This window comes from Serratia odorifera, from assembly GCF_041448735.1.
GTDB classification, from domain to species: domain Bacteria; phylum Pseudomonadota; class Gammaproteobacteria; order Enterobacterales; family Enterobacteriaceae; genus Serratia_F; species Serratia_F odorifera.
Genome location: NZ_JBGMUT010000008.1, coordinates 109154 through 129737 on the forward strand (window position 1 = coordinate 109154; position 20584 = coordinate 129737).

At 57.0% G+C, this 20584-nt stretch carries 18 protein-coding genes; 8 read left to right on the forward strand and 10 right to left on the reverse strand.

Annotated features, from left to right (window positions below; all coding sequences use genetic code 11):
• Positions 1-329: 329 nt before the first annotated feature.
• Together malP and malQ are read left to right on the forward strand one after the other, a co-directional pair.
• Complete coding sequence (gene malP, locus ACCC84_RS18140; RefSeq protein WP_371902149.1) at positions 330-2735, forward strand: maltodextrin phosphorylase; 2406 nt, start codon at positions 330-332, stop codon at positions 2733-2735.
• Positions 2736-2744: 9 nt separating this feature from the next.
• Complete coding sequence (gene malQ, locus ACCC84_RS18145; protein ID WP_371902150.1) at positions 2745-4832, forward strand: 4-alpha-glucanotransferase; 2088 nt, start codon at positions 2745-2747, stop codon at positions 4830-4832.
• 44 nt (positions 4833-4876) lie between these two features.
• On the opposite strand, the gene nfuA is transcribed toward malQ, so the two are convergent.
• Together nfuA and gntX are read right to left on the reverse strand one after the other, a co-directional pair.
• A complete protein-coding gene (gene nfuA / locus ACCC84_RS18150; RefSeq protein WP_004956366.1) occupies positions 4877-5452 on the reverse strand; it encodes a Fe-S biogenesis protein NfuA in 576 nt (191 codons plus the stop codon).
• A gap of 58 nt (positions 5453-5510) precedes the next feature.
• Positions 5511-6194: a DNA utilization protein GntX gene (gntX, locus tag ACCC84_RS18155; protein WP_039991369.1), complete on the reverse strand. Its 684-nt coding sequence runs from the start codon at positions 6192-6194 to the stop codon at positions 5511-5513.
• 38 nt (positions 6195-6232) lie between these two features.
• On the opposite strand from gntX, the gene bioH reads away from it, so the two are divergent.
• Together bioH and ACCC84_RS18165 are read left to right on the forward strand one after the other, a co-directional pair.
• Positions 6233-7015, forward strand: coding sequence for a pimeloyl-ACP methyl ester esterase BioH (gene bioH, locus ACCC84_RS18160; RefSeq protein ID WP_004956364.1), 783 nt, complete (start codon positions 6233-6235; stop codon positions 7013-7015).
• 256 nt (positions 7016-7271) lie between these two features.
• The gene (locus ACCC84_RS18165; RefSeq protein WP_004956363.1) at positions 7272-7553 is read left to right on the forward strand and encodes a YdgH/BhsA/McbA-like domain containing protein; all 282 of its coding nucleotides are present in this window, start codon (positions 7272-7274) and stop codon (positions 7551-7553) included.
• Positions 7554-7641: 88 nt separating this feature from the next.
• On the opposite strand, the gene ACCC84_RS18170 is transcribed toward ACCC84_RS18165, so the two are convergent.
• The 5 genes from ACCC84_RS18170 to greB all read right to left on the reverse strand — a co-directional run bounded on the left by ACCC84_RS18170 (position 7642) and on the right by greB (position 14020).
• A complete protein-coding gene (locus tag ACCC84_RS18170; RefSeq protein ID WP_004956362.1) occupies positions 7642-7881 on the reverse strand; it encodes a FeoC-like transcriptional regulator in 240 nt (79 codons plus the stop codon).
• Complete coding sequence (gene feoB, locus ACCC84_RS18175) at positions 7881-10196, reverse strand: Fe(2+) transporter permease subunit FeoB (RefSeq protein ID WP_039992460.1); 2316 nt, start codon at positions 10194-10196, stop codon at positions 7881-7883. The genes ACCC84_RS18170 and feoB overlap by 1 nt, the downstream gene beginning before the upstream one ends.
• A gap of 77 nt (positions 10197-10273) precedes the next feature.
• Entirely contained in the window at positions 10274-10498 is a 225-nt protein-coding gene (gene feoA / locus ACCC84_RS18180; RefSeq protein ID WP_004956358.1) for a ferrous iron transporter A, read from the reverse strand.
• Positions 10499-11066: 568 nt separating this feature from the next.
• Complete coding sequence (locus tag ACCC84_RS18185; protein ID WP_371902152.1) at positions 11067-13391, reverse strand: Tex family protein; 2325 nt, start codon at positions 13389-13391, stop codon at positions 11067-11069.
• 155 nt (positions 13392-13546) lie between these two features.
• Entirely contained in the window at positions 13547-14020 is a 474-nt protein-coding gene (gene greB, locus ACCC84_RS18190; protein ID WP_004956355.1) for a transcription elongation factor GreB, read from the reverse strand.
• A 249-nt stretch (positions 14021-14269) separates the two neighbouring features.
• Here greB and cbpA point away from each other — a divergent pair, with 249 nt between their 5' ends.
• The 4 genes from cbpA to envZ all read left to right on the forward strand — a co-directional run bounded on the left by cbpA (position 14270) and on the right by envZ (position 17873).
• The gene (cbpA, locus tag ACCC84_RS18195; protein WP_004956353.1) at positions 14270-15217 is read left to right on the forward strand and encodes a curved DNA-binding protein; all 948 of its coding nucleotides are present in this window, start codon (positions 14270-14272) and stop codon (positions 15215-15217) included.
• A 5-nt stretch (positions 15218-15222) separates the two neighbouring features.
• Positions 15223-15528 (forward strand): chaperone modulator CbpM, encoded by a 306-nt coding sequence (locus tag ACCC84_RS18200; RefSeq protein WP_039992458.1) that lies wholly within the window; start codon positions 15223-15225, stop codon positions 15526-15528.
• Positions 15529-15786: 258 nt separating this feature from the next.
• Positions 15787-16506, forward strand: coding sequence for an osmolarity response regulator transcription factor OmpR (gene ompR, locus ACCC84_RS18205; RefSeq protein WP_004709363.1), 720 nt, complete (start codon positions 15787-15789; stop codon positions 16504-16506).
• On the forward strand, positions 16503-17873 hold the full coding sequence (envZ, locus tag ACCC84_RS18210; RefSeq protein ID WP_004956351.1) for a two-component system sensor histidine kinase EnvZ: 1371 nt from the start codon (positions 16503-16505) through the stop codon (positions 17871-17873). Before ompR ends, envZ begins: the two co-directional genes overlap by 4 nt.
• Before the next feature lie 64 nt (positions 17874-17937).
• Here envZ and ACCC84_RS18215 read toward each other — a convergent pair whose 3' ends face one another.
• From ACCC84_RS18215 to pckA, 3 genes are all read right to left on the reverse strand, one after another.
• A complete protein-coding gene (locus ACCC84_RS18215) occupies positions 17938-18417 on the reverse strand; it encodes a type II toxin-antitoxin system VapC family toxin (RefSeq protein ID WP_273871275.1) in 480 nt (159 codons plus the stop codon).
• Positions 18414-18677 carry a FitA-like ribbon-helix-helix domain-containing protein gene (locus tag ACCC84_RS18220; protein WP_039991362.1) on the reverse strand — a complete coding sequence of 88 codons (264 nt, stop codon included), beginning with the start codon at positions 18675-18677 and terminating at the stop codon, positions 18414-18416. Before ACCC84_RS18220 ends, ACCC84_RS18215 begins: the two co-directional genes overlap by 4 nt.
• A 125-nt stretch (positions 18678-18802) precedes the next feature.
• Positions 18803-20422 carry a phosphoenolpyruvate carboxykinase (ATP) gene (gene pckA / locus ACCC84_RS18225; protein ID WP_004956348.1) on the reverse strand — a complete coding sequence of 540 codons (1620 nt, stop codon included), beginning with the start codon at positions 20420-20422 and terminating at the stop codon, positions 18803-18805.
• Positions 20423-20584: the final 162 nt, after the last annotated feature.

A 20584-nucleotide genomic window follows, 5' to 3' on the forward strand; every position in this document is an offset into this window, starting at 1 on the left:
ACACTTTTTTACACATCGGAGGCGTTATCGCGTTCGGCATAAATCGACAAGCAAAAATGCCGTTCTGGTTTAATCGCCTGGCAAGAGAAATAACACATCGTTGCGGGAAGAGGGTTATCAGCGACTACACTTTGATCGCCGCTGGCGACGTTGATGTTCTAGGGTCGCCTCATTGCTTGCTGAGGGGTAAAAAGTGCCTGAGATCACACTTCTGACTACGCCCCAACTCTCCTCCCCAGCTAATCCCCAGGCGGGATGATGCCTTGACGTGTTCCTCCCGGCAGGATAGCGAAAAATTGGCACACTTCTACAGAGCAGAGAGTTCTCTTATGTCACAGTCTACGCTTAAAAAGGACGATTTCCTGGCAGCATTGACCCGCCAGTGGCAGCAATTCGGCCTGAGTTCCGCCCAGCAGATGACCCAGCAGCAATGGTGGCAAGCGGTCAGCCGCGCGCTGGCCGAACGATTGGCCGCGCAGCCGGCACCGCGCAGTAAGGCTACATCGATGCGCCATGTGAATTATATTTCGATGGAATTTCTGATCGGACGTCTGACCGCCAACAATCTGATCAATCTGGGCTGGTATGACACGGTAGCCGGGGCGCTGGCGGAGCAGGGCGTACAGCTGGCCGATCTGCTGGAACAAGAAACCGATCCGGCATTGGGCAACGGTGGGCTGGGGCGTTTGGCAGCCTGCTTCCTCGATTCAATGGCGACGGTAGAGCAGCCGGCGACCGGCTATGGTCTGAATTATCAATACGGCCTGTTCCGCCAGTCCTTCCAGGACGGTAAGCAGCAGGAAGCCCCGGATGACTGGCAGCGCGAACGTTACCCGTGGTTCCAGCATAACTCAGCACTGGCAGTGGATGTCGGCGTCGGTGGCAAGCTGGAAAAACTGGCCGATGGCCGCGAACTGTGGCATCCGGCGCTGACCCTGCGCGGCGAAGCCTGGGATCTGCCGGTACTCGGTTATCGTAACGGCGTCAGCCAGCCGCTGCGCCTGTGGCAGGCGAGCCATCCGCATCCGTTCGACCTGGGCGACTTTAACGACGGCAAGTTCCTGCAGGCGGAGAAACAGGGCTGCGAGGCGGCCAAGCTGACCAAGGTGCTGTACCCGAATGACAACCACCAGGCTGGTAAACGGCTGCGTTTGATGCAGCAGTACTTCCAGTGTGCCTGTTCGGTGGCGGATATCCTGCGTCGGCATCATCAGGCCGGACGAAAAATTGAAGACTTGCCGAAGTACGAAGTGATTCAGCTGAATGACACCCACCCCACCATCGCCATTCCGGAAATGCTGCGTATCCTGCTGGATGAACACCAGATGTCCTGGGATGCCGCCTGGGCGATCACCAGCAACATCTTTGCCTATACCAACCATACGCTGATGCCGGAAGCACTGGAATGCTGGGATGAAAAGTTGGTTCGCAGCCTGTTGCCACGCCATTTTTCGATCATCAAGCAGATCAATGCCAACTTCAAGAAGCTGGTGGCCAAACACTGGCCGGGCGACGACGCGGTATGGGCCAAACTGGCAGTGCATCACAACAAACAGGTGCGCATGGCGAACCTGTGCGTGGTTAGCGGTTTTGCGGTGAACGGCGTGGCCCAACTGCACTCGGATCTGGTGGTGAAGGATTTATTCCCGGAATACTACCAGCTGTGGCCAAACAAGTTTCATAACGTCACCAACGGTATTACGCCGCGCCGCTGGCTCAAGCAGTGCAACCCGGCGCTGTCGGGGCTGATTGACGATACCCTGAAGGTTGAGTGGGCAAACGATCTGGACGCGTTGAAAGAGTTGGAAAAATACGCCGACGACGCGGCGTTCCGGCAAAAATACCGGCAGATCAAGCGCGATAATAAAGTGGCGCTGGCAAACTACGTGCACGGTGTCATGGGGTTGACGCTCAACCCGGACGCCATTTTTGATGTGCAGATCAAACGGCTGCATGAATACAAGCGTCAGCACCTCAACCTGCTGCACATCCTGTCGCTGTATCGCCAATTGCGCGATGAGCCGAACCTGGACATGGTGCCGCGCGTATTCCTGTTTGGCGCCAAGGCGGCGCCGGGCTACTATCTGGCCAAGAACATTATTTATGCGATCAACCAGGCCGCCGAGAAGATCAACAACGATCCGCTGGTGAAGGATCGTTTGAAGGTGGCGTTCATTCCTGATTATCGCGTTTCGGTGGCAGAACTGATGATCCCGGCGGCCGATATCTCCGAGCAGATATCTACCGCCGGCAAAGAGGCTTCCGGTACCGGCAACATGAAACTGGCGCTGAACGGCGCCTTGACGGTCGGCACGCTGGACGGTGCCAACGTGGAGATAGCCGAGCAGGTCGGCGAAGACAACATTTTCATCTTTGGCAACACGGTCGAACAGGTGAAGGCGCTGTTGGCGCAGGGCTATAACCCACTGAGTTACCGTAAAAAAGACAAGCATCTGAAGGCGATACTCGATGAACTGGCCAGCGGCGCATTCAGCCATGGCGACAAGAAGGCGTTCGACATGATGCTGCACAGTCTGCTGGAAGGCGGCGATCCGTATCTGGTGCTGGCGGACTTCGCCTCGTATTGCCAGGCGCAGCAGCGGGTTGATGAACTCTACCGCGATAGTGATGAATGGACGCGTCGCACCATTCTGAATACCGCGCGCGTGGGAATGTTCAGCTCGGATCGTTCGATTCGCGATTATCAGCAGCGAATCTGGCAAGCCAAGCGTTAAGGAGAGCGAATGGAGCGCAAACGGATCGATCAGGCTGCGGCCCGGGCGGGCATCGCCGCCGACTACATTAATGCACATGGTACGCGGCAGGCGATTGCGCAGGAAACCAAGCGCAAACTGCTGGATGCCATGAGCCATACCGTGGTGCCGGTGGCTGATGCGCCGCTGCCGGTAGTGAAAGTGTTTTATCAGGACAGTCCGATCGTACTGCCGCTGGCCGGCAGCGGCGAATATCACTGGGAGCTGATACGCGAAGACGGCAGCCGTTTGCAGGGGCGCGCCAGCGCGCGTAAGACGTTGACGTTGCCGGCGGGAGAACTGCCAACGGGTTATCACCAACTGACGTTGAGTCAGGGAGACAAGGCTTGGCCCTGCCGTCTGATTGTCGCTCCCAAACGCTGTTACGAACCTGATGCGCTGCTGACAGGAAAGAAGCTGTGGGGGGCCTGCGTGCAGCTTTACACGCTGCGCTCCGATCGTAACTGGGGCATCGGCGATTTTGGCGACTTGCGCCGCATGGTGACCGAAGTAGGCGAACGCGGCGGGGCGTTTGTCGGCTTGAACCCGATTCATGCGCTTTATCCGGCCTGCCCGGACAGTGCCAGTCCGTACAGCCCGTCATCGCGGCGCTGGCTGAATGTGGTGTATATCGATGTCAATGCGGTAGACGATTTCCAACGCAGCGCCGCAGCACAGCAATGGTGGCAGAGCGCGTCTACCCAGCAGCAGCTGGCGACAGCGCGTGCCAGTGATTGGGTCGATTACGCTACGGTGACCCGTTTGAAATTGGCGGCGTTGAAACTGGCCTTCCCGCTGTTCCAGGCGCGTAACGCCGCAGACCTGCAGAAACAGGCGTTTGAAAGCTTTGTTGTCGAAGGAGGCAGCAGCCTGTACCAGCAGGCGTCATTTGATGCGCTGCATGCCCATCTTTGCCAACAGGACAACGGTCTGTGGGGCTGGCCCGCCTGGCCGGAACGCTATCGGCAGGGCAACGGCGACGCCGTGGCGCAGTTCTGCCAGCAGCACCAGGATGAGGTGAGTTTTTACCTGTGGCTGCAATGGCTTGCCGCCAGTCAGTTTGCCGAATGTTTCGAACAGAGCCGGCAGCAGCGGATGCCGATTGGCCTGTACCGTGATTTGGCGGTTGGCGTGGCGGAAGGGGGAGCGGAAACCTGGTGTGAACGCGAACTGTATTGCCTACAGGTATCGGTTGGCGCTCCACCGGACATTCTCGGTCCGCTGGGGCAAAACTGGGGCTTACCGCCGATGGATCCGCACGTGATGGCGGCGCGAGGCTATCAGCCGTTTATCGATCTACTGCGCGCCAACATGACCAGCTGTGGCGCGCTGCGCATCGATCACGTCATGGCGTTGTTACGCTTATGGTGGATACCGTATGGTGAAACTGCCGATCGGGGTGCCTACGTGCAATACCCGGTAGACGACCTGTTGGCGGTACTGGCATTGGAAAGTCAGCGCCACCGCTGCATGGTGATCGGCGAGGATTTAGGCACCGTGCCGGTAGAAATCGTTGGCAAACTGCGCGACAGCGGGGTGTATTCTTACAAGGTATTGTACTTCGAACGCGACGGCGAAAACCGTTTCCGTGCGCCGCAGACTTATCCAATGCAGGCAATGGCCACCATAACCACTCACGATTTGCCGACCCTGCGCGGTTATTGGCAGAGCGGGGATTTACGGTTGGGCGCTTCGCTGGGGCTTTATCCGGACGCCGATATCCTGACGGAACTGTACGCCGATCGCGAACGAGCCAAACAGGGTCTGCTGGACGGGTTGCATCACTACGGCTGCGTGCCGCAGAAGGTCGGTAAGAAAGCGGCGTTGCTGGAGATGAGTCCGTTGTTAAACCGTGGCCTGCAGCGCTACGTGGCGGACAGCGCCAGCGCGTTGTTGGGTCTGCAACCGGAAGACTGGCTGGACATGGCGGATCCGGTGAATATCCCCGGTACCAGTACGCAATACCCTAACTGGCGGCGCAAGCTCAGCCATACGTTGGAGGAGATGTTTGCCGATCGGCAGGTGAATCGCCTGTTAAAGGATTTGGACAAGCGACGCAGGAAAGTCTCGGTAGGCTAGCGGATACGGCTCCCTCTGGCGGGCAGGGGGAGCCGGTTGGCGCATCAGTAATATGAATGTTCGCCGCGTTGGTGCTCGGTCAAATCGCGCACCCCTTTCAGTTCCGGGAATTTTTGCAGCAGTTCTTTCTCGATCCCTTCCTTCAGGGTCACATCGACCATCGAACAACCGTTGCAGCCACCGCCGAATTGCAGGATCGCCAGACCGTCTTCGGTAATTTCCATCAGGGTGACGCGGCCGCCATGACCAGCCAACTGTGGATTGATCTGCGATTGTAGTACGTATTCCACGCGCTCCATCAACGGGGCGTTTTCGTCTACTTTACGCATTTTGGCGTTGGGTGCCTTCAGCGTTAGCTGGGAACCCAATTGATCGGTCACGAAGTCGATTTCGGCGTCTTCCAGATACGGTGCGCTCAGCTCGTCAACGTAGGCCGACAGTTTGTCGAACTTCAGTTCGGTGTCGGTGGCTTCTACGGCGTCTGGCGGACAATAAGAGACACCGCATTCGGCGGTAGGTGTACCCGGATTAATCACGAATACGCGGATTTGGGTGCCTTCCTCTTGGTTTGCCAGCAGTTTGGCAAAGTGTTCCTGTGCAGTATCTGTTATACGAATCATAGCATTAGCTCAATAGTTGACTTCTATAGTAGGTTATAATACGCCCATTGCCGTGGTACTACAATGTGCGGCAAATACACCATATCTGCAACGACGCCACGCCCTGCGCCTGTAACATCGTAGCGATTGCCGTCACCGTACTGCCGGTGGTGAGCACATCGTCCAGCAAGGCGACATGCCTGCCGGCCAGATCTTCGTGGCAGCAAAAGGCGGCGCGCAGATTGTGCCGGCGGCGGCGGGCGCTCAGCTGCCGCTGTGGCGCGGTGGCCCGCACGCGATCCAGCGCTGCCGGTCGGTATTCGCAGCCTAGCCAGCGTGCCAGCGGCCGAGCCAGTAAATCGCCTTGATTATACCCGCGACGCCAGCAGCGTTGATGGTGTAAGGGTACCGCTAAAATCACCTCCGGTCTGTTCAGATATTGCTCTCGATGCGCTTGCAGCCAGCGCAACAACAATAACCGAGCCAGCACCGGCGCCAGTTCGGGCGCACGGCGGAATTTGAAACGCCCAATCAACTGGCGGTATGGGCTGACATAATCACCGGCGAACACCAACGCGTGCCACGGCGGCGGCGTTAGCAAACAGCGGCCGCAGGGCAGTTGGGCGTCGCCGGACGGCAAACCGCAGCGTGGGCAGCAGAGCGGAATGCGCGGTAACTGGCGCTGGCAACAGCTGCAAATTCCCTGTTTCGCCAGACGCAAGGGTTGTCGGCATAGCCAACAACGGCTGTGGATTGCTAGCATAGTGATCCTCCATGACGGGTCAACAAGGACAATAACTGATGAGTGCGCTGTACTGGAAAACAATGGGTGAAGGCGATCGCGATCTTGTGCTGCTGCACGGATGGGGGCTGAATGCCGAGGTCTGGGGTTGCACGCTGGCGCGATTGGCGCCGCATTTTCGCCTGCACCTGTTGGATTTGCCGGGGTATGGCCGCAGTCAGGGTTACGCTGCGCTGACGCTGCAGCAGATGGCCGAGATCGTCCTGGAACAGGCTCCCGCCAAGGCCTGGTGGCTGGGCTGGTCACTCGGCGGGCTGGTGGCCAGCCAGATTGCCTTGACGCAGCCGCAGCGGACTTGCGGTCTGATCAGCGTCGCCTCGTCTCCCTGTTTCCACGCCGAGGAAGATTGGCCTGGCATTCGCCCAAACGTATTGAGTGGCTTCCAGCAGCAACTGAGCCAAGATTTTCAGCGTACGGTGGAGCGTTTTCTGACCTTGCAGACACTAGGCACCGCCAGCGCCCGGCAGGACGCCAGAACGTTGAAGGGGGTGGTGCTCAATCAGCCGATACCCAGCGTTGAGGTGCTCAATGGCGGACTGGAAATGCTGCGCACGGTCGATTTACGCCGTGCCATGACCTCGCTGTCACCGGCGCTGCCGCTACTGCGTATTTACGGCTATCTCGATGGCCTGGTGCCGCGCAAGGTGGCGGCGTTGGTGGACGACCTGCTGCCGGCCAGCAGGTCGGTGATTATCGACAAGGCTGCCCATGCGCCGTTTATTTCTCATCCTGATGAATTTGCCGATGTCATCAAACAATTTGTCGATAACTCAACCCATTGACCTAGCTCAAATCTGCGTAAAAAAAATTGCCGATAAGTGGATAAAAACCAAACCTGTTCGATACTTAATGAGTAAATACGTGGGGTGCAAAATGAAAAGACCGTATCCCGGTCTTTTCACTTTGGCGTGCCGTCTCTGGGATGAACCTCGTCAGGGAAAGCAACGAGGTTCATGGGTAGCGCAGCAACCTGAAACTACGCGTATTTAATCTTGACGGCTTTCAAAACATATAAATTATCCATTGAGAGGTTGAGTCATGAAATCATTGAAGATGATCGTTGCAGCGTTAGTTGTCGGTTCCGTTTCTTTTGGCACCATGGCGGCAACGGAATTAACCAAAGAAGATTTGGCAAAAGATCCGGGCAAATACGAGAAAGTCGGCACGGTGAGCACCACGGCAGAAACCACGTCGCCGATGGATGCCAAACAGGAACTGTCCAAACTGGCCGATGAAAAAGGCGGGCAGTATTACGTAGTTATCGCCGGGCGCGAGCACGGCAAATTCAGCGCTACTGCTGAAGTGTATAAAGACAAGTAATAAAGTCGATAAAAGAGGCGCTGAACAGCGCCTCTGATTTTATGCGGCCGCCCACACGCCACACGGTGGGTTTCTGGCCGGCACGTATTTACTGTTTCAGCCGATAAAGTACGGTATTGCACTTACGGCTTTCCGGGCAATGTTTGCAACTGCCGCTCAGGCAGGCGCTGTCATCCTGTTCAATGCACTCTATTTTGCCCATCGCGGCCAAACGTTCCAGCATCGCCTGCACCAGCGGCAACGGCGTCGCCAACTGACGGCTAAGCTGCTGCGCCTGCAGGCTGCCGTTCAGCGCCAACGCATCACGTAACTGCAGCAGGCTGGCCATCAGTGACACTCTCCCTGTGGGCTTTGGCAGCAGCCGGTCGGCGTAGCGCGATGCAGGCGCACCGTGACACGGTTGCGCGCCTTGCGCAGCCCCAACAGAACCAGCGCGTTAAACACCAGTACCACCAGTATGCAGATCAGGCTGTACTGCGGATGTTGCTGGAAGGTGACGGCCTGATAAAACAGCGTGGCCAGCGAGTAGGCGACGTTCAGCCCCCACAGTATCGAAAATGTCATCCAGCCACGGCTGGATTCGCGGGCAATGGCCCCCATCACCGATACGCACGGCACATACAGCAGCACGAAGATCAGGTAACTGTAGGCGGAAATCGAGGTGCCGAACTTGCTGCTCATGGTGCCCATCGAACTGGCGTTCATTTCGCCATCACCCTTGCTGGCTTCGATCGGGTTGGACAGGACGCTCAGGCTGAAAGTGTCTTTCAGGCCTTGCCAGGTCTCGTGTAGCGCGTCGCCCAGCGCTGCCGGCAGGTCGAATTCGGCGGCGTCAAAAGGCGCATTGGCGATCTGTTCGGCGGTGTAAAGGGTATTGAGCGTGCCGACCACCACTTCTTTGGCCATCGCGCCGGTGACCAGGCCGACGGTCGCCTGCCAGTTGTCGGCGTGGACGCCCATCGGTTGTAGCAACGGTGTCAGCAGCTTGCTGACCGAGGCCAGCGCCGAGTCGTTGATGCTGTCTACCGGTTTGCCGCTGAAGGAGAAACTGTTCAGCCCACCAATAAAGATGCTGGCAATGACGATCACCTTGCCGGCGCGCAGCACAAAGCCTTTCAGCCGCTGCCAGGTTTGTAGCAGCAGGCTTTTCAGGTGCGGCACATGGTATACCGGCAATTCCATCACGAACGGCGAGGCTTCGCCGCGCATGATGGTGTACTTCAGCACCAGCCCGGTCAGAATGGCGACCACGATACCGAGCATATACAGCGAGAACACGACGCTTGCGCCATCCTGACCAAAGAAGGCAGCGGCAAACACGGCGAAGATCGCCAACCGTGCGCCACAGGACATAAACGGTGCCATCATGATGGTGATCAGCCGTTCACGCTGCGCGTCCAGGGTTCGCGCACCCATGATAGACGGTACGTTGCAACCAAAGCCGACGATCAATGGGACGAAGGATTTGCCAGGCAGGCCAAGCGCCTGCATCAGGCGATCCATCACAAACGCCGCCCGTGCCATATAGCCGGAATCTTCCAGGAACGACAGGAACAGGTACATCATGCCGATCTGCGGCACCAGCGGCAGTACCGTATTGATACCGCCGCCGACGCCCTGTGCCAGGAAAATTGTCAGCCACTGCGGGAAGTGCAGGGTATAGCCGAGCCACTGAATACCTTGAATGAAAATCGCGGCGGAACCGAGATCGAAAATCGGTTGCAGCGCGCCGCCGATGTTGATGGCCAGCAGGAACATCAGATACATCACCAGCAGGAAGATCGGCACCCCCAGCCAGCGGTTGAGGATCACGCTATCGAGGATCGCCGTCAGCCGGTTCGGCTGTGCCTGCTGTGCGTTGCTGGCGTCGGCACAAATGGTGGCAATTGACCGATAGCGCGCATCGGCAATCACCAGCGCCGGGTCTTCCTGCTGCTGCTGTTCCAGCGCCGTTTTGGCCGCCGGCAACAGTGGGAGGGCGTCGCCCGCCAACTGGTGGCTATAGATATCGCCCTCGAGCATTTGCAGCGCCAGCCAGCGGCGCTGTTCGCACGGCAGGCTGGCAGGCATTGCGGCGCTGAGCGTGTCGACTTCCTTGAGCAGTAAAGGCGGGTAGGCCACCAGCGCGGTCAATTGGTTGGTTTGATGATTATCAATCATCTGCTTGAGCACGCCGATCCCGTCCGCCTTGGTCGACACCATCGGCACCACCGGGCAGCCGAGGCGTGCCGACAGGGTGGCAACGTCGATCTGGATATGCTGGCTGTGGGCGATATCCAGCATGTTCAGCGCGACAATGCACGGAATGCCGAGCTCGAGTAGCTGCAGCGTCAGGTAGAGGTTGCGTTCAAGGTTCGAGGCGTCGATCACGTTGATCAACACGTCGGCATCGCCACTGAGGATATAATGGCAGGCGATCTGTTCGTCTAGCGAGGTTTGCTCTGAAATGGTGGTCAGGGAATAGGTGCCGGGCAGGTCCACCAGCGTGACCTGCGCCTGCGGCGTGGTGAAATGCCCCTCTTTACGCTCAACCGTGACGCCTGCCCAGTTGCCGACGCGCTGACGTGCCCCGGTGAGCTGATTGAACAGGGTGGTTTTCCCCGAATTTGGATTACCTATTAAGCCAATCGTTAATTTTTTCATCATTCAACATGAGTTCAATAGAGTATATCGGCACCACGCAATGCAGCGCGGCAAAGGCCCCGGGTGGATGGTCAGGCTTACGGCTGGCCTTCCAACGCGATCAGGGCGATATCTTTTTTACGCAGCACCAGACTGACGCGTTGGGTTTTTATTTCTATGGGGTCGCCGAACGGGGCAATGCGTATGACTTCAAACGACGCTCCCGGCAGCATGCCAAGCGACAGCAGTTTCTGGCGATAGGCAGGGCTGATATCGCTGGCGAAGCCGGTAATTTTATAAGACTGTTTAGGCAGAAGATGCATATTACCTTCCTAGAGCCGATGCCATCAGGCTATTTACGTGCATGGCCCCCATTGCGGCGGGCGAGGATTACGTTGAATACGTAAGGGAATAATAGTGAGAATGATTATCGTATTCAATACAAAAAATAGGGGTATTGGTAACTATTGGTAAATATCGACACATATTTCTACGGAAATAACATGGCTGCTATTATTACCACTAAGCAAGATAGGCTGCAAATGCGTGGTTTAGGTTAAATAGGTTAATGGATTGTGGCAGTATTTTCTGTTTAGAAATCATTTAATAAATATGTTTGCGTTAGTTTTCCATACCGCTAACAACCCACATTTTTCGCTAACAAACTCTGCGTAAAATAACGCTACCAACCGATTGTGTTACCTGCCAAAAAATAGCCGCGGCTATTAAATGTTAATGAACATGTTAACGCGAAAGTTTAATTAATATATCTAATGCTAGATGCCGGTAAGTTATTTATAAACGCCGGTTGAAATAAAAATGGCAAACAATTGCGATAAATCAAAAAACGCCGGTGAAAAACGGGCGAAGCGGATGCCTCGCCCGCAGGGATTAACGTTTTTTTCCAAACGCTGCGGCCAGCGCATCGCCCATGGCGCTGTTGCCAGCCGGCGTACTGGTGCGCGCTTTCGGCTTGCCGGCGGCTGGACGGGTCGCGTTGTCACGTGCTGGCGGGGTACCGCCGCGGCGCGCGGGTCCTTCGCCCGGCTGCTCGTCAAGACGCATGGTCAATGCAATGCGCTTGCGCTGCAGGTCCACTTCCATCACTTTCACTTTAACGATATCACCGGCTTTCACCACGCTGTGCGGATCTTCAACGAATTTATCTGCCAGCGAGGAGATGTGCACCAGACCGTCCTGATGGACGCCGATGTCAACGAACGCCCCGAAGTTGGTGACGTTGGTGACGGCACCTTCCAGAATCATGCCCGGTTGCAGGTCGTTGAGCGTTTCCACACCGTCGGCGAAGGTGGCGGTCTTGAATTCCGGACGCGGATCGCGGCCCGGTTTTTCCAGTTCCTTGAGGATGTCGGTAACCGTTGGTACGCCGAACTGCTGGTCGGTAAAGTCGCTGGCTTTCAGGCTGCGAACCATGCTCGGGTTGCCCATCAGATCCTGCAATGCCTGCTGGGTGGCGGCCAGAATACGCTCCACTACCGGGTAGGTTTCTGGGTGAACGGTCGAGGCATCCAGCGGGTTATCGCCGTGGTTGATGCGCAGGAAGCCGGCGCACTGTTCAAACGCTTTTGGTCCCAGGCGGCTGACTTTCAACAACTGTTCACGGTTGCTGAAACGGCCGTTTTCGTCGCGCCAGTTCACGATGTTTTGCGCCATCATGCGCGTCAGGCCGGCAACGCGGGTCAGCAACGGTACCGACGCGGTGTTCAGATCGACGCCGACGGCGTTCACACAGTCCTCGACCACCGAATCCAGTTTCTTCGCCAACTGGCTCTGGCTGACGTCATGCTGATACTGGCCGACACCGATGGATTTTGGATCAATCTTCACCAGTTCGGCCAGCGGATCCTGCAGACGGCGTGCGATCGACACCGCGCCGCGCAGTGAAACGTCGAGGTTCGGGAACTCCAGCGCCGCCAGTTCCGAGGCGGAATACACCGAGGCGCCGGCTTCGCTGACGATCACTTTCTGCGCCTTGACCTCTGGGAATTGCTTTTGCAGATCGATAAAGAAGCGTTCGGTTTCGCGTGATGCCGTACCGTTACCGATCGCTACCAGTTCCACGTTGTGCCTGATGCACAGCGCGGCGACCAGGGCGGCGGCCTTGGCGGCCTGTCCGGTGTGCGGATACACGGTGTCGGTTGCGACCAGTTTGCCGGTGGCGTCTACCACCGCCACTTTTACCCCGGTGCGCAGACCCGGATCGAGACCCATGGTGGCGCGCATGCCGGCTGGCGCAGCCATCAGCAGATCGTGCAGATTGCGGGCGAATACGTTGATCGCTTCATCTTCGGCGCGCTCGCGCACCGTACCCATCAGTTCGGTTTCCAGATGCAACAGCACCTTGATGCGCCAGGTCCAGTTGACCACCGCTTTACGCCAGGCGTCAGCCGGCGCGTTGTTCAGCCGCAGACTGAGGTGCTGGATAATAATCTGTTCGCCCTGGCTTTCGCGCGGCGCTTCCTCAAATTGCGGATCGGGGTTCAGGGCCAGTTGCAGAACGCCTTCGTTGCGGCCGCGGAACATCGCCAGCGCGCGGTGTGAAGGGACCTGGGAAATCGGCTCGTGGTGATCGAAGTAATCGCGGAATTTGGCGCCTTCCTGCTCTTTGCCTTCCACGACCTTGGACACCAGATGCGCATGCTTCCATAAATAGTCACGCACTTTTGCCAGCAGGCCGGCATCTTCGGCAAAGCGTTCCATCAGGATGTAGCGCGCGCCGTCCAGCGCCGCCTTGACGTCCGCCACGCCCTTGTCGGCATCAACAAAGCGTTCGGCCAGTGACTCTGGCTGCTGCTGCGAATCGGCCCACAGAGTGTCGGCCAACGGTGCCAGACCAGCTTCGATGGCGATCTGACCTCGGGTGCGGCGTTTGGGTTTGTAAGGGAGATACAGGTCTTCGAGTTCGGTCTTGCTGAGTGTGCCGTTGATGGCGCCGGCCAATTGCTCGGTGAGTTTTCCCTGTTCCTCAATCGACTTGAGGATGGTCTGACGACGGTCTTCCAGTTCACGCAGATAACCCAGGCGGGTTTCCAGCTGGCGCAGTTGGGTATCGTCCAGGCCCCCGGTGACTTCCTTGCGATAGCGTGCGATAAACGGCACGGTATTACCTTCATCCAACAGGCGGATGGCGGAGTCAACTTGCTCCGGCCGGGCCTGCAATTCTGTTGCAATAATGCGGCTCAGTGGGTCATTCATATGTCTGGTATCTGTTAGGAACGGTAAATAATCAGGGGGACAGTTATACGTATTGCCCCGGGAAATTGCCAGTACGGCTGGCCAGGGTTGTGCCGGGCAATCGCCGTAAGCGCCGCGTTGCCCGGCGATCCTCGCCGTTCGGAATAAGCTGAAACTTATTTAACGTATTCAATCTGGTTGACGTACCACAGCGCTTCGCCTGCCGGCGTGTTGACCATGGCGGTGTCGCCGACCTGCTTTTTCAGCAGGGCACGGGCCATCGGTGAGTCGATGGAGATGTAATCTTTGCGGCCAAAAATCTCGTCGTAGCCGACAATACGAAAACGCTTGAGATCGCCATCGTCATTTTCTACTTCCACCCAGGCGCCGAAGAACACTTTGCCTTCCTGCTGTGGCGAATAATCGACGATTTTCAGCTGTTCCAGGCACTTGGTGAGGTAGCGCACCCGGCGATCGATTTCGCGCAGGCGCTTTTTATTATACTGGTAGTCGGCGTTTTCACTGCGATCGCCAAGGCTGGCAGCCCAGGTGACTTTTTTGGTGACCTCCGGGCGTTCTTCACGCCACAGGTAATCCAGTTCCTGTTTGAGCTTGTCATACCCTTCACGGGTTATCAGTTGCGTTCTCATGGTGATTTATCTTGTAGGGAGCCACCGGCACAGTGTACGTGAATGCAAGGGGCTTTAAAAATGGCCGCCAGTCTGCGTGTCGTCGTACGGTTTTTATCAGTCTGCGCAGCTTTTGACAATCGGGAGTATGCTTAGCATAGCGGTACGCCGCTAACCTCGATACCGGAGAAGGAAGGTGACGAAAAGGAGGGACTATCTGGCAGCAGAAAGAAGGATTTTTGGCGCACATCACATTGAAGGTATTACCGTATGGAATTTAAAGATTATTACGCGACGATGGGCGTCGAGCCCAGCGCCGATCTGAAAACCATCAAAACCGCTTATCGCCGACTGGCGCGTAAATATCATCCTGACGTCAGCAGTGAAGACGACGCCGAGAGCAAGTTCAAGGCGCTGGCCGAAGCCTATGAAGTGCTGAAGGATGAACAGCGTCGTGCCGAGTACGATCAGATTCGACTGCATCGCAACGACCCGAACTTTGGCCAGCGTGCGCGTGGCGGAGCTGGCGAACGCCAGCAGAACGCCGCATGGCACGGCGGGACGCAAGACTTTTCCGAGTTTTTCGACAGCATGTTCGGTGGACGAACCGCTGCGGGACAGCGTTCTTCGTCGCGTGGCGGCCAGGGTTTGCGTGGTCAGGACCTCGAAATGGAAGTGCCGCTGTTTCTTGAAGAGACGTTGCACGATCAGAGCCGGGAGATTTCCTATACGCTGCCGGTCTACGACGAACTGGGACGGCAGGTCAGCGAAGCCGGCAAGACGTTGAACGTGAAAATTCCGGCGGGCATGAGCGACGGCGAGCGTATCCGTCTCAAGGGGCAGGGGGTTGCCGGCATCGGTGGTGGCCAGAATGGCGATCTGTATCTGATTATCCGCCTCGCGCCGCATCCGCTGTTTGAGGTCGATGGTCATAACCTGCATATCGTGGCGCCGTTGGCACCCTGGGAAGCGGCATTGGGCACCAGCATCGAGGTGCCGACGCTGACCGGTAAAATCGCGCTGACCGTTCCCGCCGGCAGCCAGAGCGGCAAACGGCTGCGGGTCAAAGGTAAGGGGTTGGCCGGCAAGAAAGAGACCGGCGATCTGTATGTCATTCTCAAGGTAGTGATGCCGCCGAAGCCGAATGAACGAGCCAGCGCCCTGTGGCGTGAGCTGGCCGAGCAGGCGGCGTTCAACCCTCGCACGGAATGGGAGTAAGCATCATGATGAGACAAGAGATCACTTTTACCGTGGTAGAACTGTGCCAGCAGGTGGATATTTCGCAGGATGAGCTGATCGAGATCGTCGAACTTGGCGTGATCGCGCCTCTGGAGTCGGCGCCGTCGAGCTGGCTGTTTGATTACCCGGCGCTGAGCCATCTGCAGCGCGCACGGCGGCTGCGTGCCGAGCTGGATCTGGACTGGCCGGGGATCGCCATGGCGTTGACGCTGCTGGATCGGGTCGACGCGCTGCAGAAAGAAAACCAACGGCTGCGCCGGCAGTTGGCGCGTTTCCTGCACACCTCATAATCTGGCGCCCCACTGCCACCGTGCGCTACCGCCGGTGGCAGAATGGCCTTAAATTGGGCCGTTGTCCCACCTGGCGCCGAAAAGCGGCGAAATTTTGACGGCTTGCCATCGACATTCAGCGAAAATTATTGATAAATGGGCAAAAGAATAAGCTTTGTAACAATTTCGTCTAGAATATATACCAATAATCGCTGTCCGAAATGACAGGGTTTTTTAACAATATTGGCGTCAGGCAATACAGCCTTTGGGAGTAATACAATGCAAGAGAATCATAAGATTCTGGTCGTCGATGACGATATGCGTCTGCGTGCGCTATTAGAACGCTATTTAACCGAACAGGGTTTTCAGGTTCGCAGCGTGGCCAACGCTGAGCAAATGGATCGCTTGCTGACACGGGAATCCTTCCACTTAATGGTGCTGGACCTGATGCTGCCTGGCGAAGACGGCCTGTCGATTTGCCGCCGCCTGCGCAGCCAGAGCAACCCGATGCCGATTATCATGGTGACCGCCAAAGGCGAAGAGGTCGATCGCATTGTCGGGCTGGAAATCGGTGCCGATGACTACATCCCCAAACCGTTTAACCCGCGCGAGCTGTTGGCGCGCATCCGTGCGGTGCTGCGCCGTCAGGCTAACGAGCTGCCAGGCGCGCCTTCGCAGGAAGAAGCGGTGATCGCCTTCGGCAAGTTCAAGCTGAATCTCGGTACGCGCGAAATGTTCCGTGAAGATGAGCCGATGCCATTGACCAGCGGCGAATTTGCGGTGCTGAAGGCGCTGGTAAGCCACCCACGCGAGCCGTTGTCGCGCGATAAGCTGATGAACCTGGCTCGCGGGCGTGAATACAGCGCGATGGAACGTTCCATCGACGTGCAGATATCCCGCTTACGGCGCATGGTTGAAGAAGATCCGGCGCACCCACGTTATATTCAGACCGTTTGGGGTCTGGGCTACGTCTTTGTGCCGGACGGCAGTAAGGCATGAGGCGATTGCGCTTTTCACCGCGTAGCTCGTTTGCCCGAACCCTGTTGTTGATCGTCACCTTGCTGTTCGTCAGCCTGGTGACCACCTATCTGGTGGTGCTCAACTTCGCCATTTTGCCCAGTTTGCAGCAGTTTAATAAGGTGTTGGCGTACGAAGTGCGTATGTTGATGACTGACCGGCTGCAATTGGAAGATGGTACGTTGCTGGAAGTACCGCCGGCGTTTCGGCGGGAAATCTATCGCGAACTGGGCATTTCGCTGTATACCAATGCGGCGGCGGAAGAGAGTGGTCTGCGCTGGGCGCAGCACTACGAGTTTCTGAGCCAGCAGATGGCGCAACAGTTGGGTGGTCCGACCGACGTGCGTGTAGAAGTGAACAAGAATTCTCCGGTGGTGTGGCTGAAAACCTGGCTGTCACCGGATATCTGGGTGCGCGTACCGCTGACCGAAATCCATCAGGGCGATTTTTCGCCGCTGTTCCGCTATACGCTGGCGATTATGCTATTGGCGATAGGCGGCGCCTGGCTGTTTATTCGCATTCAGAACCGACCGTTGGTGGAGCTGGAACATGCTGCACTGCAGGTGGGCAAGGGCAATATTCCACCGCCGCTGCGTGAGTATGGCGCTTCCGAGGTGCGTTCGGTAACGCGGGCGTTTAACCAGATGGCGTCCGGCGTCAAACAGTTGGCCGACGATCGTACGTTGCTGATGGCCGGCGTGAGCCATGATTTGCGTACGCCGCTGACGCGCATTCGTCTGGCAACCGAAATGATGAGCGCCGAAGATGGCTATCTGGCGGAGTCGATCAATAAAGACATTGAGGAATGCAATGCCATCATCGAGCAGTTTATTGACTATTTGCGTACCGGGCAGGAAATGCAGACCGAATTTTGCGATCTGAATTCCATTCTGGGTGAAGTTGTGGCGGCGGAAAGCGGCTACGAACGCGTGATTGATTCAGAACTGCTGGCGGGTGAATTGATGATGAACGTCAACCCGTTGTCGATCAAACGTGCCGCAGTGAATATGGTGATTAATGCGGCTCGCTATGGCAACGGCTGGATCAAGGTCAGCAGCGGACGCGAACTGCAACGCGGCTGGTTCCAGGTCGAGGACGACGGCCCCGGTATCAAGCCGGAAGAGCTGAAGCATCTGCTGCAACCGTTTGTCCGTGGCGACAGCGCACGCAGTACCAGCGGCACTGGCCTGGGCTTGGCTATCGTACAGCGCATTATCGATGGTCATGCCGGGGCGTTGGAGTTCGGCTCCAGTGAACGCGGCGGTTTGCGTATCCGCGCTTACATTCCATTGCCAATCGAAAAGCGCGAAGCCGCCAACGGCCATGCCACGCCGAAAGAAAAAGCCTGAGGCGACGGCCGTAGTAGCGCAGCGCTGCTGACTGCGGCGCCGTTTCCTCCGGCGCGGCTCTCGCTCAGGTTTTGCGGCTCATGACGTAGTATTCCGCCGCCTCTTCATGCAGGCGGCGGCCGGTTGTCGCCTGCCAGGGATCGATCAGTTCGATGCCGCAATAGGCAAAGACTTTGGTATTGCGCGTGGCCAGAGTAGCGCCATACTGCAGACAGATGGCGGCAATCTGGCTGTCCGCCATGCTCATCGCCTTGCCCTGTAGGCGGTTCTTCGTGGTCAATTGCGCGTACTGCATCGCACACAGCGCATCAAACGGCAAAATTTGCCCATCAAATCTTATCTGCAACGCCTCGGCCAATTTAAGCTGAAGAGTGCGCTGTCGTTTGCCGTCAGGCAGGCAGGCGACGCCGCTGAACAGCTCGGCAAGGACAATGGCGCATAAGTAGAGCTCATCATTGTCTTTTTCATTTAGCCAATTGATCACGTTATAGTGCGGATGAGGGCGCAGCGTTTCTGAAATGACGTCGGTATCGAGAATAATCATGCTTTGCCGTCTTCATCGCCAAAGGTGGCTATGCGCGGCGACTCGGCATCGCGCGGCGGGATCTCCAGCTCAACGCCACCGAATTCGGCAAATTGCTGGTGCATCCAGGTACCCAACCCATAGCGTGGCGGCTTCTTCACCAGCGCCTGTTTCAGGATCATGCGTGCTTCTTCTTCCATGGAATGGCCGTTTTTGGCCGCGGAGATACGCAGCAGCTCTTTGACTTCATCATCCAGATTCCTGACGGTGATCGTTGCCATTAAAACCTCCTTTGCTAGCAATGATTGCATTGCTGCATTGTCTTGCCTCGCCGGTTAAAATGCAATCAATGCCAATAAAAAAGGCGCGGGATCCGCGCCTTGATTGAAGAGGTAATGCGAGAAAATTACAGCTTCGGACCGGCGCCAATCAGCGCTTCACCGGCTGGGGTATCGGTATATTTGTCGAAATTGGTGATAAAGCGCTGCGCCAGATCTTTGGCCTTGTCTTCCCATTGCGCTTCGCTCTGATAGGTCGCGCGTGGGTCGAGGATGGCCGGGTTGACGCCTGGCAGCGCGGTCGGCACGGCCAAATCAAAGATCGGCAGGGTAATGGTTTCAGCGTTATCGATCTCGCCGCTAAGAATGGCGTCGATAATGCCGCGCGTGTCCTGAATTGAGATACGCTTGCCGCTGCCGTTCCAGCCGGTGTTGACCAGATAGGCCTGGGCGCCGGCGGCCTGCATGCGCTTGACCAGCACTTCGGCGTACTGGGTTGGGTGCAGCGACAGGAATGCCGCGCCGAAACAGGCAGAGAAGGTCGGCGTTGGCTCGGTTACGCCGCGTTCGGTGCCTGCCAGCTTGGCGGTGAAGCCGGACAGGAAGTGATACTGTGTCTGATCGGCGGTCAGGCGTGATACCGGCGGCAGCACGCCGAAGGCGTCGGCAGTCAGGAAGATCACTTTGGTGGCATGACCGGCTTTGGATACCGGCTTGACGATGTTCTGAATGTGGTAGATCGGATAGGAAACGCGGGTGTTTTCGGTTTTCGAACCGTCGTTGAAGTCTACGCTGCCGTCGGCCAGTACGGTGACGTTTTCCAACAGCGCATCACGTTTGATGGCGCGGTAAATGTCAGGCTCAGCCTGTTCAGACAGTTTGATGGTCTTGGCGTAGCAACCGCCTTCGAAGTTGAATACCCCGTCGTCATCCCAACCGTGTTCGTCATCGCCGATCAGTTGGCGTTTCGGGTCGGTAGACAGCGTGGTCTTGCCAGTGCCGGACAGCCCGAAGAAGATCGCCACGTCGCCTTGCTCACCGACGTTGGCCGAGCAGTGCATCGAGGCGATGCCCTTTAACGGCAGCAGGTAGTTCATGATCGAGAACATGCCTTTCTTCATTTCGCCGCCGTACCAGGTACCGCCGATCAACTGCATGCGTTCGGTCAGGTTGAACGCCACGAAGTTTTCCGAGTTCAGCCCCTGCTGCTGCCAATCGGGGTTGGTGCATTTGGCGCCATTCATCACCACGAAGTCCGGTTCAAAGTCTGCCAGCTCGTCGTCGCTGGGGCGAATGAACATGTTTTTAACGAAATGTGCCTGCCAGGCGACTTCGGTAATGAAGCGGACTTTCAGGCGGGAATCTGCGTTGGCGCCACAGAAGGTATCTACCACAAACAGGCGTTTGCCGGAAAGCTGTTCGGTAACGAGGGTTTTCAGCGAAGCCCATACTTCCGGGCTCATCGGTTTGTTGTCGTTTTTGCCTTTGCCCTGATCGGCCCACCACACGGTGTCGCGGGTGGTGTCGTCACGAACAATGTATTTATCCTTGGGGGAACGGCCGGTAAAAATCCCGGTGTCGACGGCTACCGCGCCCAGTTTGGTCACTACCCCACGCTCATAGCCTGTCAGGGAAGGATCGGTTTCTTCCTCGAACAGCAGGTCATAACTGGGGTTGTGGATGATTTCGCCGATGTCATGAATTCCATAAGCGGCGAGATCCTGGTGGGTGATACCTTTAGCACGCATGTCACTACTCCTTGGTCACAGAATTTCTGGGCGCCAATTGTAGGGATTCGCAGCGCGTTAACCGCGATAGGTATCAAATATTTAACGATTTACACTGTTTTTCGTTACGAACTGAGAGATAGCACACGGAAAAAAGCAAGCGTGCAAACGGCGTGGGCAGGC